Source organism: Streptomyces sp. NPDC058289, from assembly GCF_042880975.1.
GTDB classification, from domain to species: Bacteria; Actinomycetota; Actinomycetes; order Streptomycetales; family Streptomycetaceae; genus Streptomyces; species Streptomyces stoeckheimensis.
In genome coordinates this window covers 37,867-52,584 of record NZ_JBHVYI010000001.1, presented here as the reverse complement: position 1 = coordinate 52,584, position 14,718 = coordinate 37,867, and the positions used below count along the sequence as shown (strand labels likewise).

The following is a 14,718-nucleotide window of genomic DNA, read 5'->3' as shown; positions in this document are numbered from 1 at the left end:
CGTCCCCGAGGCTTCCCGTCGCGGCCGCGGGAAGCCGCATGGATCACCTGTACGAGTTGCCAGCCCCCCTCCGCGCGGAAAGCATTGGGGGGTGAGTCACGACGCGGCGTACCTCCGGTTCCCCCATCTCCACGACGATCTGCTGTGCTTCGCCACCGAGGACGATCTCTGGGTGGCGCCCCTGGTTCCTCCCGGGGAGCCCGCGGGCCGGGCCTGGCGGATCACCGTCGACCGGACCCGGGTGGGCCACCCCCGGTTCTCCCCCGACGGCAAGCACATCGCCTTCACCACCTGGCGCAGCCTCGACCCCGAGATCCACCTCGCCCCCGTCTCGGGCGGCCCGGCGCGCCGCCTCAGCTACTGGGGAGCCACCGACACCCGGGTCTGCGGCTGGACCCCGCCCGACAAGGACGGCCGCAGCGACATCCTGGCCGTCTCCTCGCACGGCCAGCCCTTCTCCTACTTCGCCTGGGCGTACACCCTCCCCACCGACGGCAGCCCCGGCGGCCGGCTCCCCTGGGGGCCCGTCTCCGACATCGCCGTCCACGACGAGGCCCCCGACGGGGAGGAGCCGGGCGAGCGGCGCACCCTGCTGCTGACCGGCAAGCCCCCGCACGAGCCCGCCGCGTGGAAGCGCTACCGCGGCGGCGCCACCGGCCGGCTGTGGCTGCACGGCGAGCGGCTGCTGGAGGGCATCGAAGGCCACCTCGACTCGCCGATGTTCGTGGACGGCCGGATCGCCTTCCTCTCCGACCACGAAGGCATCGGCAACGTCTACTCCTGCCTGCCCGACGGCACGGACCTGCGCCGGCACACCGACCACGAGGAGTTCTACGCCCGGCACGCCTCCAGCGACGGCTCCCGGATCGTCTACCAGTGCGCCGGCGACCTGTGGATCGTGGAGTCGCTGGCCGAAGGCGCCTCCCCGCGCAAGCTGGAGGTCCGCCTCGGCGGACCCCGCGCCGGCCGCCGCACCTACCAGGTCCCGGCCGCCAGCCACGTCGACTCCCTCTCCGTCGACGCCACCGGGCGGGCCAGCGCCGTCGTCGTGCGCGGCAGCCTGTACTGGCTCACGCACCGCGACGGGCCCGCCCGCACCATCGCCGACACTCCGGGCGTACGGGTCCGCCTGCCCGAGATGCTCGGCAGCGGCGGGCAGGTGGCGTACGTGACCGACGCGGAGGGCGAGGACGCGATCGAGATCGCCTACCTGCCCCGCGCCTCGGGCGACCGCGAGCCGCGCCGACTCGCCTCGGGCGCGCTGGGCCGCGTACTGGAGCTGCTCTCCGATCCGGACGGTGAGCGGCTCGCGATCGCCTCCAACGACGGCCGGCTGCTGCTGATCGATGCCACCGAGGAGTCCAACGGGGAGGCCGGCGAGCTGATCCGGTCCGAGAACGGGCCCGTCACCGACCTCGCCTTCTCCCCCGACGGCTGCTGGCTGACCTGGTCGCACCCGGGCATCGGCCGCTCGCTGCGCCAGATCAAGATGGCCCGGATCTCCGGACCCGGCGCCCCCACGGTCGTCGACGTCACCAACGGCCGCTTCGAGGACGAGAACCCCGTCTTCACCCGGGACGGGCGCTACCTCGCCTTCCTGTCCTGGCGCGGTTTCGACCCCGTCTACGACGTCCACACCGGCGACCTGTCCTTCCCGCTGGGCTGCCGCCCGTACCTGGTGCCGCTGTCCTCGGCCACCCCCTCCCCCTTCGCCTTCTCCCCCGACGGGCGCCCGGCGGCGGGCGGACTCGACCCGGGCGAGGGGGACGCGGAGTCCGGCGACGGCGCGGTCACCGTGGAGGTCGAGGGCCTGGAGAGCCGGGTGACGCCCTTCCCGGTGTCGGCCTCCAAGTACTCGGCCCTCTACCCGGTGCACGGCGGCGGGCTGGTGTGGCTGCGCTGGCCGATCTCGGGCGCGCTCGGCGAGACCTTCGCCAACCCGGCCGACGTCAGCGGCAAGCCGACGCTGGAGTACTTCGACCTCACCAAGGCCCGCAAGACGGAACTGGCCTCCGGGCTGGACTGGTTCGCGGTGAGCGGCGACGGCACCCGGCTCGTGGTCAACGAGGACGGCGACCTGCGGGCGGTCCCGGCCACCGAGTCCGGCGACAGCGACTCCACCGTCTACCTGGACCTGCGGCGCATCCTGCACGAGGTGGACCCGGCGGCGGAGTGGCGCCAGGCCTTCGAGGAGGCGGGGCGGCTGATCCGCGCCTACTTCTGGGAGCCGAAGATGTGCGGCATCGACTGGGACGGGGTGCTGCGCCAGTACCGCTTCCTGGTCGAACGGGTCGCCTCCCCCGACGAGTTCGCCGACCTGATGCGCGAGGTGCTCGGCGAGCTCGGCACCTCGCACGCGTACGTGTCCCCGGCCCGCCGCAACGAAGGGCCTCCCCACTACCAGCGGGCCATCGGCCTGCTCGGCGCCAACCTCTTCCCCCGCGACGGGGCCTGGGTCGTCGGCCGGATCCTGCCCGGCGAGTCCTCCGACTCCAAGGCCCGCTCCCCGCTCGCGGGCACCGGCATCCGCGAGGGCGCGGTCCTCACCCACGTGGACGGCCGGCCGGTGGACCCGGTCACCGGGCCCTACCCGCTGCTGTCGGCGGCCGGCGGAACCACCGTGGAGCTCACCTTCGAGCCCGCCGAGGGACAGGGCCGCTCGCGCCGGGTCGCGGTCGTCCCGCTGATCGACGAACGGCCGCTGCGCTACCAGGACTGGGTGGCCAAACGCCGCGCGGTGGTCCGGGAGATCAGCGGCGGAAAGTGCGGCTACCTGCACATCCCCGACATGGGCGGCTCGGGCTGGGCCCAGTTCAACCGCGACCTGCGCGCCGAGATGGCCAAGCCCGCCCTGCTCGTGGACGTACGCGGCAACGCCGGCGGGCACATCAGCGAGCTGGTGGTGGAGAAGCTGACCCGCTCGATCCTCGGCTGGGACCTGACCCGCAACGCACAGCCCGTCTCCTACGCCTCCAACGCGCCCCGGGGCCCGATCGTGGCCCTGGCCGACGAGGCGACCTCCTCCGACGGGGACATGATCACGGCCGCCTTCAAGCTACTGGGGCTGGGCCCGGTCGTCGGCCAGCGCACCTGGGGCGGGGTGGTCGGCATGACCGGCCGGCACACCCTCGGCGACGGCACGGTGATCACGGTGCCGATGAACGCGGCCTGGTTCCCCGAGTACGGCTGGTCCGTGGAGAACCAGGGCGTGGAGCCCGACCTGCCGATCCTGCGCACCCCCCTCGACTGGGCGGAGGGGCGGCACGCACAGCTCGACGACGCCGTACACCTGGCGCTGGAGCTGCTGGAACAGGACCCGGCTGCGGTACCGCCCGGTTACACGGACGTACCGGACCGGCGCCGGCCGAAGCTGCCGCCGCGGGGGTGACTCCGCGGGGCGGGCGACCGTAGGGCATGCGAAAGGGGTGCGACCCGGGACGGCGGGTCGCACCCCTCGGCACGCGTCTTCAGGTACCGCGACGCACTTGCCTACTTGTCGAAATTCTCGTCGGTCCCGTCGAAGGGTTCACGGGCCCTGTCCTTGGCCTGGTCGGCGGCCTGCGGGGCGCGCTCGGACACCTCGTCCTGCTTGCCGGAGGCCTTCGCCCTCTCCGCGAGTTCCTTGGCCTTGTCCTGGAACTGGTCCTTGATGCCCATGTGTCCTCACTCCTGTAACGGTGTTCGGTAAGGGGAACCCGACCAGTCTCGCCCAGGTGGACATTTAGCGCATTCCGGTCAACGGCTCCGGCTTCGCTCCTGCTCGTCCGCGGCCCCGCCGGCCCCCACAAGCCCCTTGGAAACACTGGCCAGTCGCGGTTCGAACCGCTTCATCTCGCGCTGCCCGACTGCCGAGATGATCCCGGGCAGGTACCCGCGGACCCCCTGCATGCCGCGCAACCACCACTGCGCGTAGACGTGCGCGGAACGCCGCTCGATGCCCGCCACGATCCGGTCGACGGCCGGCCCCAGCGGGTACGTCTGGTTCGACGGCCAGGGCAGCCGCTGGCGCAGTTCGCGCATGACCTCGTCCTGGTCGGCGCCGCGCACCATGTCGGTGTCGGTCCAGGACAGGTAGCCGACGCCCACTTTGACCCCCTTGTAGCCGACCTCGGAGCGCAGGCAGTGCGCGAAGGCCTCGACCCCGGACTTGGAGGCGCAGTAGGCGGTCATCATCGGCGCCGGGGTGATCGCCGCGAGGGAGGCGATCTGCAGGAAGTAGCCGCGGCTCTCCATCAGCACGGGCAGGAAGGCGCGGGCGGTGACGGCGCCGCCGATGAGGTTGACCTCGATGACCCGGCGCCAGGCGTCGGGGTCGGAGTCGGCGAAGGGCCCGCCGGAGGCGACGCCGGCGTTGGCGACGACTATGTCCACCTTGCCGAAGCGCTGCTTGACCTCCTGCGCGACCCGGGCCATGGCCTCGTGGTCGGTGACGTCGGCGTACCAGTGGTCGCTGTCGGTGTGCAGCCGCCCGGAGACCTCCTTGAGGGCCTCGGGCTCCAGGCCCACGAGGGCCACCTTCGCACCGCGGGCGGACAGTTTGCGGGCGAGCAGCTCGCCGACCCCGCGCGCGGCCCCCGTGACGACGGCGACCTGTCCTTCCAGACTCTTGCGAGCACTCACGGGGTCTTCTCCTTTGCGGGTTCGTTGACGTCTGCGGGTTCGTTGACGTCTGCGGGTTCGATGACGTCCGCGGGTTCGTCGGCGCCTGCGGGTTCGTGGGCGTGGGAACGGCTGACGTACACCTCGGCGAGCTCGCGCACGGCGGCGGTGACGGCCTCCGGGGCCTCGATCGGGCTCATGTGCCCCACCCCGGTCAGTTCGGTGAGCCCCACGCAGTTCGGCAGCGCGGCGGCCAGCCCCCGGGCGTGCACGATCGGTGTCAGCCGGTCGCTCTTGCCGCCGATGACGGCGGTGGGCACGGTGAGCGCGGCCAGCTGCGCGTCGAGGTCCAGGGAGGCCAGCACCCCTGACCAGGCGTGCCGCACCGGGGTGGGGCAGGCGTGGACGATCCGCGCACAGGCCTCGACCTTGTCGGGCGCCGAGCCGGGGCCCATCGTGGCGTACTTCAACACCTTGCGGGCGACGGGGGTGACGGGCCCGAGCGGGGCCCGGGATCCCAGGACCGCCCCGGTGATACGGGTCCTCGCGCGGCCGACGCGCCACGGCAGGACCTGCGCCTCCTCGACCAGCCGGCCGCTGCCGGTGCTGCACAGCAGCGCGGCCGCGGCGTGTTCGGCGAACTCCGGCCGGGCGGCGGCGGCCATGATCGTCATCCCGCCCATGGAGTGGCCCGCGATGACGGCCTTCTCGCCGGGGGCGAGGGTGGCCCCCAGGACGGCGACCAGGTCGTCGGCGAGGGCGGCGGTGCCGTAGCCGGACACGGAGCCGGCGGGGCTGCGGCCATGGCCCCGCTGGTCGTAGGTGATGACCCGGTGCCCGGTGGACAGGGCCCGTATTTGCGCGGCCCAGAAGGCGGTGGAGCAGGTCCAGCCGTGCGCGAGCACGACGGCCGGGGCTCCGTCCTCGCCGTGCACCTCGACGTGCAGGCGCGAGCCGTCGGCGGAGGTGGCGACCAGCTCCCGGCGGGCGGCCGGCGGGGCGTACGGCCCCGCGGTCACGTGCATGAGGCGGCTCACGCGGCCCCCTCCTGCACCGCTTCGGCGGCGGCCATCGGGACCCGCTCGCGGTCGCGGCCCCGTACGACCTCGTACTCGCTCAGGTCCACGCCCAGGGTCTCCTTGCGGAACTCCCCGGTGGTGCCCGGCCAGACCGTGGTGTTGCGACCCTGCGCGTCCAGGTACCAGCTGGTGCAGCCGCCGGTGTTCCACACCGTCCGCTCCATGCGGGTCTGGACCTGACGGTTCCAGGCGTTGACCGCGGACGGCCGCGCGGCGAGGGCGACCTTCCCGCCCAAACCGCTTCCACCGAGGACGCCGAGCTGGCGCATGTAGTCCGCCATGTAGTTCAGCTGCGACTCGATCATCAGGATCATCGAGCTGTTCCCGAGCCCGGTGTTCGGCCCGATGATCGTCATCCAGTTCGGGAAGCCCGCCGCGGTGGCCCCGCGCAGCGACTGCATCCCGTCCTTCCAGACCTCGGCGAGGGTCTTGCCGTCCACGCCCACCACCCGGTCGGCGATCGGCATGTCCGTGACGTGGAAGCCGGTGCCGAAGACGATCGCGTCGACCTCGGTCTCGGTCCCGTCGGCCGCGACCAGCACCGAACCCCGGATCTCCTTCAGCCCGGAGGCCACGAGGTCCACGTTGGGCCGGGCGAGCGCCGGGTAGTACTCGCTCGACAGCAGGATCCGCTTGCAGCCGATGCGGTACGAGGGCGTCAGCTTGGCCCGCAGCTCCGGGTCCTTGATCGAGCGCGCCATGTTCGCCTTGGCGAGGGACTCGATCAGCCCGAGCTGGTTGGGCCGCTTGGTGAAGGCGCTGACCTGGAGTTCCCTGATCCCCCACAGCAGCCCGCGGCGGGCCGCCCGGGTGAAGGGGAGCTGGCGGTGCAGCCAGCGCTCCACCGAGGTGATCGCCCGGTCGGTGCGCGGCATCACCCACGGCGGGGTGCGCTGGAAGAGGGTGAGCCGGTCCACCTCGGGCGCGATGGCGGGCACGATCTGGATGGCGGAGGCGCCCGTACCGATCATGGCCACGCGCTTGCCGCGCAGGTCGTAGTCGTGGTCCCAGCGGGCCGAGTGGAAGACCTTGCCGGGGAAGCCGGCGAGTCCGGGTATCTCCGGCATCTTCGGGTCCGACAGCGGCCCGGTGGCGGAGACGACCACGTCGGCGGTGAAGTCCCCGCCCGAGGTCTCCATCTCCCACCGCATCGCGTCCGCGTCCCACCGCATCATCAGGACTTCGTGGTTCAGCCGGATGTGGCGGCGCAGTCCGAAGGTGTCGGCCACGTGCTCCAGGTACTCCCTGATCGCGGGCTGCCCGGAGAACGTGCGGGGCCAGTCGGGATTGGGGGCGAAGGAGAAGGAGTACAGGTGGGAGGGCACGTCGCAGGCGCACCCGGGGTAGTTGTTGTCCCGCCAGGTGCCGCCGACGGATTCGGCGCGCTCCAGGACGACGAAGTCCGTGATCCCCTCGCGCCGCAGCCGCACCGCGGCGCCCAGCCCGCCGAACCCGGATCCGATCACCGCCACGCGTACGTGTTCGCGTTCCTGCTCGCGCCCGTCCATGCCACCGCCCATGCCAGCCACCTTCGGATGCCGATGCCAACGCCCATTCAGATGCTGCCAGCAATCACTGGCACAATCGGGAGAGTAGAGCAGCCCCGTACTCATGGGTAGGGGTCGCGCCGGGAAAGTTACCGGGAGTACGCCCTAGGCTGCGCACGTGCCGCACAATGCGACGCAGGACGCAGCGCCCCGACCGAAGCCACAGAAGCGACAGAGGCAAGGACCACAGTGCGCGAATACCGCACGGAAGAGCTGGCCGAGGCCGCCGGCATACCCGTACGCACCCTGCGCTTCTACCGTGAGCGCAAGCTCCTGCCGCCGCCGCGCCGCGAGGGCCGCATCGCCTGGTACGACGACCACCACCTGGCCCGGCTGCGCACCGTCGCCGCCCTGCTGGAGCGCGGCCACACCCTCGGCGGGATAGCCGAGCTGACCGTCGCCTTCGAGAACGGCCGCGACGTGGGCCAGCTGGGTGAGCTGCTCGGCATCGGCTGGTCCGAGGAGACCCCGGTCCGCCTGACGCCCGAGGCCCTCGCCGACTACTTCGAGGGCGAGGTCACCCCGGAGAACCTGGCGGCCTCGCTCGACCTCGGCTACCTCGCCACCGACGGCGAGGAGATCGTCCACGTCAGCCGCCGGCTCCTGGACGTCTCCTCGGCCCTGGTCCGCGAGGGCGTACCGCTCTCGGCCGTCCTGGAGGCGGGCCGCAGGGTGCGCGAGCACGCGGACGCGATGGCGGCCCTGTTCGCGGACCTCATCTCCACCCACATCTCGGAGGAAGCCGTCCCGCGCCTGCGCCCCCTGGCCAAGAGCGTGGTCGAGGCGGAACTCACGATGGCCATGGAGCGCCTCCGCCCGCCGGCGCCGGGCCCCTCCCTACCCTCGTCCCCTCAGACACCGAGCTCGTAGACCACGGTCACGGGCGCGTGGTCGGACCACCGCTCGGGGTGCGTCTCGGCCCGCTCCACGAACGCCTTGACGGCCTTGGCCGCCAGCCCCGGCGTCGCGACCTGCAGGTCGATCCGCCAGCCGGCGTCGTTGTCGAAGGCCCGCCCGCGGTAGGACCACCAGGAGTACGGCCCCTCGGTGTCCGGGTGCAGGCTCCGCACCACGTCCACGTACCCGGCGGTGTCGTACACCTTCCCGAGCCACTCGCGCTCCTCGGGCAGGAAGCCGGCGTTCTTCCGGTTGGTCTTCCAGTTCTTCAGGTCGGCTTCCTGGTGGCAGATGTTCCAGTCACCGCAGACGACGACCTCCCGGCCGTCCGCGGCGGCCCGCACCTTGAGCTCCTGCAGGTAGGTGAGGAACTCCCCCATGAACCGGTACTTCTCGTCCTGCTTCTCGGTCCCGGCCTCCCCGGAGGGCAGGTAGAGGCTGGCGACGGTCACACCGGGCAGGTCGATCTCCAGGTACCGCCCGCTGGCGTCGAACTCGTCGCTCCCGAATCCGACCTGCACCCGCTCCGGCTCCCGCCGCGTGTAGAGCGCGACCCCGGCCCGCCCCTTGGCGGCGGCCGGCGCGAACACGGTGTGCCACCCCTCGGGCGCCCGCACCTCGTCCGGAATCTGCCCCTCCTCGGCCCGCACTTCCTGCAGGCAGACGACGTCGGCATCCGACCCGGCGAGCCACGGCGAGAACCCCTTCTTGGCGGCGGCGCGGATCCCATTCACATTCACGGAGGTCACAGAGAACATCCCTGCACGATAGCCGGAGCGTTCCGTAGGCTGTTCGGATGTCTCAGGAGATCCAGCTCCGCCCCGTGTCGTACGACGACCCGGACGCGGTCAAGCTCAACGACCAAGTGCAGATCGAATACCAGGAGCGCTACGAGGGCGAGGGCGACGAAACGTTCCTCGACCCGGCGATGTTCGTCCCGCCGAGGGGCCTCTACCTCCTCGCCTACGACGCTTCGGGCACGCCGATCGCCAGCGGCGGCTGGCGCGGCCACGAGGCGAACGACGAGGGCTACGCCGACGGCGACGCCGAGCTCAAGCGCATGTACGTGATACCCGAGGCCCGCGGCCTGGGCCTGGCCCGCCGCATCCTCGCCGCCCTCGAAGCGGACGCCCGCGCGGCCGGCCGCCTGCGCATGGCCCTGGAAACCGGCGACCAGCAGCCGGAGGCCATCGCCCTCTACCTCTCCGAGGGCTACACCCTGACGGACGCCAAGTTCGGCCACTACCGCTTCCACGACTCCAGCCGCTGCATGACCAAGCCGCTGAACCCGGGAGCCTGACCCGGGTCACCCGGGCCCGGCCCCCTCGGCTCGGCCCGCTCGACCCGGAACCTCAGATCGGCCTCTGAACTCCCCACCGCCACGGTCCGTCCGCCGGGCACCGCGCCCACACTGGGCCGAGGACGTCACCATGACCCAGCGGGGGGCCCATGCACACGGATCCGAGCGTCTACGAACTGGCCCACCTGGCCGGCGGCCCCCAACGCGTCGCCGAAACCGCCCTGATCGCCCTGCGCGACCTCGGCGCGCTGACCGTCACCGGCCCCCGCGTCCGCGCGACCGCGCCCGCACCGCCCGCCCGGCACCCGGTCGAAGCGGTGCTCACGGCGTTCTGCTCGCGCGGGCGCGGCATCCCGGCCGCGATCGCGGCCGTGCGCGAGGCCCCGGAAACCGCGGAGATCGGACACCGGCTCCGCGCCCTCGGTCTCCTCACCCGCTTCCGCCACCGCCCCACCCGCGCCGGCCGCCGGCTGCTCGCCGAGGCCAAGTCGGCGGCCGCCCACCCCGCGTACGTCCTCCAGGGCCCGTCCGCCATCGAGGACCGGCTCCTACGGGGCCTGATCTCCGGCACCCGCACCCCGACGGTCCTGGACCGCCTGAAGCCCCGCCCCCCGGCCCTGGACCGCGACCTCAACGGGAACTTCGGCTCGGGCCAGGACTTCGGAAGCTTCGGCGGCTCCGGAAGCGATTCCTGACCCGAACGCAAAAGATCCCGCCCGGTCTTTCGACCGGACGGGATCTCGTGACGTTCTCGGGAGCAACCCGTGAACTGTCGTTTGTGGACCTGTGGGGATTTGAACCCCAGACCCCCTCGATGCGAACGAGGTGCGCTACCAGACTGCGCCACAGGCCCTTGCGACGTGTGAAACATTAGCATCCCCTCGCGGGTGCTCCAAAACCGGTATCGGGGAGCGTCCGCGCAGGTCATCGATCACTCGTTCGCTGCGCGCGGGCGCTCGTCGCCCTCGTACTGGTCGAAGAGGGGCGTACGGGCCGCGTCGCGCGGCCGGGGGCGGGGCGACGGGGTCGACGGCTGGGCGCGCAGGCGGGGTTCCGTCGGCTCGGCCGTACTGGAGCGGGTCGCGCTCCAGGGGTCCGGGGTGGCCGGGCCGGTGGCGCGCGGGGCGACCGGGGCCGTCACGTACGTCGGCAGCGGCACCGGGACGGGCTCCCAGCTGTCACCGCGGGCGGGGCCGCGCTCGCGTTCGCGCTGCTGGTCCACCCACTCGGCGTGGTCGGTCTGCTCGACCAGTGCGCGCCGGCCGGCCTCCTGCGGGGAGACGGGTGGCGCAGGGTCCGGGTCGGAGCCGGCCGCGGCCGTGCTTTCGGGGTGCTCGGAGTGCCGGCGCCGGGGGCGGTTCTCGCGCAGGTGGCGGGCGGCCGCCTCGGCGCGCCGCCGGTCCATGGTGAACTCGTAGCGGCGTCGCTCCTGGACCCGCAGGTGCACGATGTACGTGCTCAGCAGCAGGGCGGGGACGGCCGGGGCCCACAGGTACTGGAGTCCGCCGACGGCGGCGACGACCGCGCCGAGGGTGAAGATCAGGAAGAGCAGCGCGGTGGTGCGCCGGCGGCGGGCCAGGACGACGAGGCGCTGCTCGCGGCGGGCCCGCTCCGCGCGGTCGGCCCGTTCGGAGGCGGCCGATCTCGGCTCGGACCGGGTGGGCGGGGGCACGACGACGGCCCGGGCGTCGACGGCGTCCACGGATTTCACCGTTTCCGTCGCGGCGTCCGGTTCCGCGGGGGGCTGGGGTCGCGCCTCCTCGTCACCGCGCTCACGCAGCCCCTTGGCGTAACGGCGCTCCATTCCCGCCCGGCCGGAAAGCAGCCGGATGGCGGTGGAGAAGCGTTCCGTCGGACGGGCTTCGTTCAGCTCGTCCTGCCTCCGGAGCCACATGGGCACCAAGTAGGCGGCCCAGGCCCCGACGATGACTGCGTAGATGAGGCCGCTGCTGCTCACACCCCACACCGTAGAGGGGCGCGGCCGGGGGAATCCGCCAATTGGGACGGCGTGTCGCACGATCTCGCTGATATCACGGACTTTTTTTGTGATTCTTCGGATCAGGTTATGGGCGAATCGGTCATTGAACGAAGGAATTCGAACAGATATCGGATTTCTATTGTTCCGGCAGCTGTCCCGGCTCGGCGGGACCGTGCGGATGGCGTTCGCGGTGCCAGCGGTGCAGCAGCCCTTCCCGCGCTTCCTCCGCCGTCAGCGCGTACACGAGGTGATCGCGCCAGGCCCCGTCGATGTGCAGGTACCGCGGGCGCAGTCCCTCCTCGCGGAAGCCGAGCTTCTCCACCACCCGCCGGCTCGGACCGTTCTCCGGGCGGATGCACACCTCGATCCGGTGCAGCCCGACCTTGCCGAAGCAGTGGTCCACCGCGAGCGCGACCGCCGTCGGCATCACTCCGCGGCCCGCCACGTCCCGGTCCACCCAGTAGCCGACGTGGCCCGCGCACATCGAGCCCCAGGTGATCCCGGCGACCGTCAACTGGCCCACCAGGCGGCCCTGGTACTCGACGACGAACGGCAGCATGCGCCCCGCGTTCGCCTCCGCCCGCAGATGGCGCACCATCTGGCGGTACGTCGGCCGCTGGATCACCGGCCCCCAGGGTGCGGGCGGCGGGATCGTCGCCTCCCACGGCCGGAGCCAGTCGCGGTTGCGGCGGTTGACCTCGCGCCAGGCGGCCTGGTCGCGGAGCTTTATCGGCCGGAGCGATACGTCGCCGTCCTGCAGCACCACCGGCCAGGAGGGGCCGTTCAGCTCGCGCTCCCCGGCGGTCTGCCCTCGGGACGAGGGTGGTCGCCGCCCCGGATCTGGTCGACGGCGTGCAGCAGGACGCGGGACAGGACCGCGATCCCGTCGCGGACCCCGCCCGTGGAACCGGGCAGGTTCACGATCAGGGTGCGGCCGGCCACGCCCGCCAGCCCCCGGGACAGGGCCGCGGTGGGCACCTTCGCCAGGGACTCGGCGCGGATCGCCTGCGGGATGCCCGGAATCTCGTAGTCCAGGATCCGTGCGGTGGCGTCGGGGGTCCGGTCGGTCGGCGAGATGCCGGTGCCGCCGGTGGTCAGGATGACGTCGTACCCGACGGCCACGCCCTCGCGCAGGGCCGCCTCCACGGGGTCCCCGTCGGGGACCACGCGCGGGCCGTCCACCGCGAAGCCGAGCGCGCGCAGGCCCTCGGCGAGCACCGGGCCGCCCTTGTCCTCGTACACACCCTGCGAGGCCCGGTTCGAGGCGGTGACGACCAGCGCGCGCAGCGAGGAGGCCGTCGGCGTCACGGGGTCCGCCTCGGGGGCGTGGGCGTGGCTGTGGACCTCGCCGCCGCGCGGGGCGTTCACGAGCGCGTCCAGTCGCCGGACTTGCCGCCCGTCTTCTCCTCGACCCGCACGTCGGTGATGACCGCGCCCTTGTCGACGGCCTTGACCATGTCGATGACGGTGAGACCGGCGACCGCGACGGCGGTCAGCGCCTCCATCTCGACGCCCGTGCGGTCGGTGGTCTTGACGGTGGCGAGGATCTCGACGGCTTCATCGGTGACCTTCAGGTCCACCTTCACCCCGGAGACGGCCAGCGGGTGGCACAGCGGGATCAGGTCGGGGGTCTTCTTCGCCCCCATGATCCCGGCGATCCGCGCGGTGGCGAGGGCGTCGCCCTTGGGCACGCCCTCGCCCCGCAGCAGTTCGATCACCCGGGGAGAGACGAGCACGCGCCCGCTGGCCCGCGCCGTCCGGGTGGTGACGTCCTTCGCCGAGACGTCGACCATCCGGGCCGCGCCGGCCTCGTCGATGTGCGTCAGCCTGGTGCCGGCGGCGCCGCCGGCGCTGCTCTGCTCAGGGGGTACGGGGGTCTCCCCCCGGGAATGTGCTGCCATATCTGCGTGCCGCTCCCGTCCGGGCCCCGCAAGGGCCTGTGTGGTGCAACACGCTACCCGCATCCGCCGGACCTCAGCCGAGCAGGACCACTTCCAACTCGGCCCCGGGCTCCACCGAGGTCACGTCCTCCGGTACGACGATCAGCGAGTCGGCGTGCGCCAGCGCGGCGATCAGGTGCGAGCCCGCTCCGCCGACCGGGCTCACCGTGCCGCTTTCGGCGTCGTACTTGCCGCGCAGGAACTGACGGCGGCCCGCCGGGGAGCCGATGGCCTTGTCCGCCTCGAGCACCGCGCGCACGCTCGGCCGGTTGACCTCGGAGGCGGGCAGCCCCATGAGGGCGCGGATCGCGGGGCGCACGAACAGCTCGAAGGAGACGTAGGAGGAGACCGGGTTGCCGGGCAGGGCCAGCAGCGGGGTGTGGTCGGGGCCGATGGTGCCGAAGCCCTGGGGCTTGCCGGGCTGCATGGCGAGCTTGCGGAAGTCGATGCCGGCGCCGTCCACATCGTCGTCCCCGGTGGAGACGGCGGTGAGGGCCTCCTTGACCACGTCGTACGCGCCGACGCTGACCCCGCCCGTGGTGACGAGCAGGTCGGCCCGGATGAGCTGGTCCTCGATGGTGGAGCGCAGGGTGTCCGCGTCGTCCGCGACGGCGCCGACCCGGTAGGCGATGGCTCCGGCGTCCCGCGCGGCGGCGGCCAGGGCGAAGCTGTTGGAGTCGTAGATCGTGCCGGGCGCCAGGGCCTCGCCGGGCTGGACCAGTTCGCTGCCGGTGGACAGGACGACCACGCGCGGGCGCGGACGCACCCGTACGGTGCCCCGCCCGATGGCGGCCAGCAGGGCGATCTGCGGCGGCCCGAGGACCGTGCCCGCGGCGAGCGCCAGATCCCCGGCCTGTACGTCGCTGCCGCGCGCGCGGACGTGCGCCCGCGCCTCGGCGGCGCGGTGGACGCGCACCTCGCCCGCGGCGCCCTCGGGCGACTCGCTGGCGGGGGTCATTCCGGAGGCGGCGCCGCCGCCCGTGCCCCCGTCGGTCCACTCGACCGGTACGACGGCTTCCGCGCCGGGGGGCAGCGGGGCGCCGGTCATGATGCGGGCTGCCTGGCCGGGGCCCACGGTCGGCAGCTCGCCGCTGCCGGCCGCCACGTCCCCGATGACCGTCAGCACCGCAGGGAACTCCTCGCTGGCGCCCTGGACATCGATGGTCCGGACGGCGTACCCGTCCATCGAGCTGTTGTCGAAGGGCGGCAGGGCGACGGGCACGGTGACGTCCTCGACCAGGACACAGCCCTGGGCGTCCAGCAGCTGGAGCTCGATGGGCTCCAGCGGCCGGACCGTACCGAGGACGTCGGCCAGGTGCTCGTCCACCGACCAGAGGCGCTGGGAGTGGCTGTCCTGCGGTGCGTCGGGCTTGCTCAA

14 protein-coding genes and 1 tRNA gene are annotated in these 14,718 nt (G+C 72.7%); 4 read left to right on the top strand and 11 right to left on the bottom strand.

What is annotated here, in order from left to right; translation table 11 throughout:
* Nucleotides 1–91: 91 nt before the first annotated feature.
* Nucleotides 92–3,388, top strand: a complete 3,297-nt coding sequence (locus ACFVX6_RS00245) for a S41 family peptidase (protein WP_389686350.1) — start codon at nucleotides 92–94, stop codon at nucleotides 3,386–3,388.
* Nucleotides 3,389–3,489: 101 nt separating this feature from the next.
* Here ACFVX6_RS00245 and ACFVX6_RS00240 read toward each other — a convergent pair whose 3' ends face one another.
* The 4 genes from ACFVX6_RS00240 to ACFVX6_RS00225 form a co-directional block, all read right to left on the bottom strand.
* Nucleotides 3,490–3,657 (bottom strand): hypothetical protein, encoded by a 168-nt coding sequence (locus ACFVX6_RS00240; RefSeq protein WP_389686348.1) that lies wholly within the window; start codon nucleotides 3,655–3,657, stop codon nucleotides 3,490–3,492.
* 78 nt (nucleotides 3,658–3,735) lie between these two features.
* Nucleotides 3,736–4,620: an SDR family oxidoreductase gene (locus tag ACFVX6_RS00235; RefSeq protein WP_389686346.1), complete on the bottom strand. Its 885-nt coding sequence runs from the start codon at nucleotides 4,618–4,620 to the stop codon at nucleotides 3,736–3,738.
* A complete protein-coding gene (locus ACFVX6_RS00230; RefSeq protein WP_389686344.1) occupies nucleotides 4,617–5,636 on the bottom strand; it encodes an alpha/beta fold hydrolase in 1,020 nt (339 codons plus the stop codon). The genes ACFVX6_RS00235 and ACFVX6_RS00230 overlap by 4 nt, the downstream gene beginning before the upstream one ends.
* Nucleotides 5,633–7,198, bottom strand: a complete 1,566-nt coding sequence (locus ACFVX6_RS00225; RefSeq protein ID WP_389686342.1) for a flavin-containing monooxygenase — start codon at nucleotides 7,196–7,198, stop codon at nucleotides 5,633–5,635. The genes ACFVX6_RS00230 and ACFVX6_RS00225 overlap by 4 nt, the downstream gene beginning before the upstream one ends.
* 216 nt (nucleotides 7,199–7,414) lie before the next feature.
* Here ACFVX6_RS00225 and ACFVX6_RS00220 point away from each other — a divergent pair, with 216 nt between their 5' ends.
* A complete protein-coding gene (locus ACFVX6_RS00220) occupies nucleotides 7,415–8,095 on the top strand; it encodes a MerR family transcriptional regulator (RefSeq protein WP_389686340.1) in 681 nt (226 codons plus the stop codon).
* Here ACFVX6_RS00220 and ACFVX6_RS00215 read toward each other — a convergent pair.
* On the bottom strand, nucleotides 8,077–8,880 hold the full coding sequence (locus ACFVX6_RS00215; protein WP_389686338.1) for an exodeoxyribonuclease III: 804 nt from the start codon (nucleotides 8,878–8,880) through the stop codon (nucleotides 8,077–8,079). The two genes, ACFVX6_RS00220 and ACFVX6_RS00215, sit on opposite strands and share 19 nt — an antisense overlap.
* A gap of 38 nt (nucleotides 8,881–8,918) precedes the next feature.
* Between ACFVX6_RS00215 and ACFVX6_RS00210 the strand changes: the two genes are divergently transcribed.
* A complete protein-coding gene (locus ACFVX6_RS00210) occupies nucleotides 8,919–9,422 on the top strand; it encodes a GNAT family N-acetyltransferase (protein WP_389686336.1) in 504 nt (167 codons plus the stop codon).
* A 149-nt stretch (nucleotides 9,423–9,571) separates the two neighbouring features.
* On the top strand, nucleotides 9,572–10,117 hold the full coding sequence (locus tag ACFVX6_RS00205; protein ID WP_389686334.1) for a TIGR04222 domain-containing membrane protein: 546 nt from the start codon (nucleotides 9,572–9,574) through the stop codon (nucleotides 10,115–10,117).
* Between the two features lie 84 nt (nucleotides 10,118–10,201).
* Here ACFVX6_RS00205 and ACFVX6_RS00200 read toward each other — a convergent pair.
* The 6 genes from ACFVX6_RS00200 to glp all read right to left on the bottom strand — a co-directional run bounded on the left by ACFVX6_RS00200 (nucleotide 10,202) and on the right by glp (nucleotide 14,718).
* A tRNA-Ala gene (locus tag ACFVX6_RS00200) sits at nucleotides 10,202–10,275 on the bottom strand.
* Nucleotides 10,276–10,353: 78 nt separating this feature from the next.
* Complete coding sequence (gene glpR, locus ACFVX6_RS00195; protein WP_389686332.1) at nucleotides 10,354–11,379, bottom strand: gephyrin-like molybdotransferase receptor GlpR; 1,026 nt, start codon at nucleotides 11,377–11,379, stop codon at nucleotides 10,354–10,356.
* Nucleotides 11,380–11,536: 157 nt separating this feature from the next.
* Nucleotides 11,537–12,166: a GNAT family N-acetyltransferase gene (locus ACFVX6_RS00190; RefSeq protein WP_389686330.1), complete on the bottom strand. Its 630-nt coding sequence runs from the start codon at nucleotides 12,164–12,166 to the stop codon at nucleotides 11,537–11,539.
* A 17-nt stretch (nucleotides 12,167–12,183) separates the two neighbouring features.
* Nucleotides 12,184–12,768, bottom strand: a complete 585-nt coding sequence (locus ACFVX6_RS00185; protein ID WP_389686328.1) for a molybdenum cofactor biosynthesis protein B — start codon at nucleotides 12,766–12,768, stop codon at nucleotides 12,184–12,186.
* Nucleotides 12,765–13,301: a cyclic pyranopterin monophosphate synthase MoaC gene (gene moaC / locus ACFVX6_RS00180; protein ID WP_389686326.1), complete on the bottom strand. Its 537-nt coding sequence runs from the start codon at nucleotides 13,299–13,301 to the stop codon at nucleotides 12,765–12,767. Before moaC ends, ACFVX6_RS00185 begins: the two co-directional genes overlap by 4 nt.
* 73 nt (nucleotides 13,302–13,374) lie before the next feature.
* Nucleotides 13,375–14,718 carry a gephyrin-like molybdotransferase Glp gene (glp, locus tag ACFVX6_RS00175; protein ID WP_389686324.1) on the bottom strand — a complete coding sequence of 448 codons (1,344 nt, stop codon included), beginning with the start codon at nucleotides 14,716–14,718 and terminating at the stop codon, nucleotides 13,375–13,377.

What these genes read in the sequence shown, in the direction of transcription:
- ACFVX6_RS00240 (WP_389686348.1), bottom strand. Translation starts at nt 3,657, where the DNA reads ATGGGCATCAAGGACCAGTTCCAGGACAAGGCCAAGGAACTCGCGGAG.
- ACFVX6_RS00225 (WP_389686342.1), bottom strand. Translation starts at nt 7,198, where the DNA reads ATGGGCGGTGGCATGGACGGGCGCGAGCAGGAACGCGAACACGTACGC.
- ACFVX6_RS00215 (WP_389686338.1), bottom strand. Translation starts at nt 8,880, where the DNA reads ATGTTCTCTGTGACCTCCGTGAATGTGAATGGGATCCGCGCCGCCGCC.
- ACFVX6_RS00210 (WP_389686336.1), top strand. Translation starts at nt 8,919, where the DNA reads ATGTCTCAGGAGATCCAGCTCCGCCCCGTGTCGTACGACGACCCGGAC.
- ACFVX6_RS00205 (WP_389686334.1), top strand. Translation starts at nt 9,572, where the DNA reads ATGCACACGGATCCGAGCGTCTACGAACTGGCCCACCTGGCCGGCGGC.
- moaC (WP_389686326.1), bottom strand. Translation starts at nt 13,301, where the DNA reads ATGGCAGCACATTCCCGGGGGGAGACCCCCGTACCCCCTGAGCAGAGC.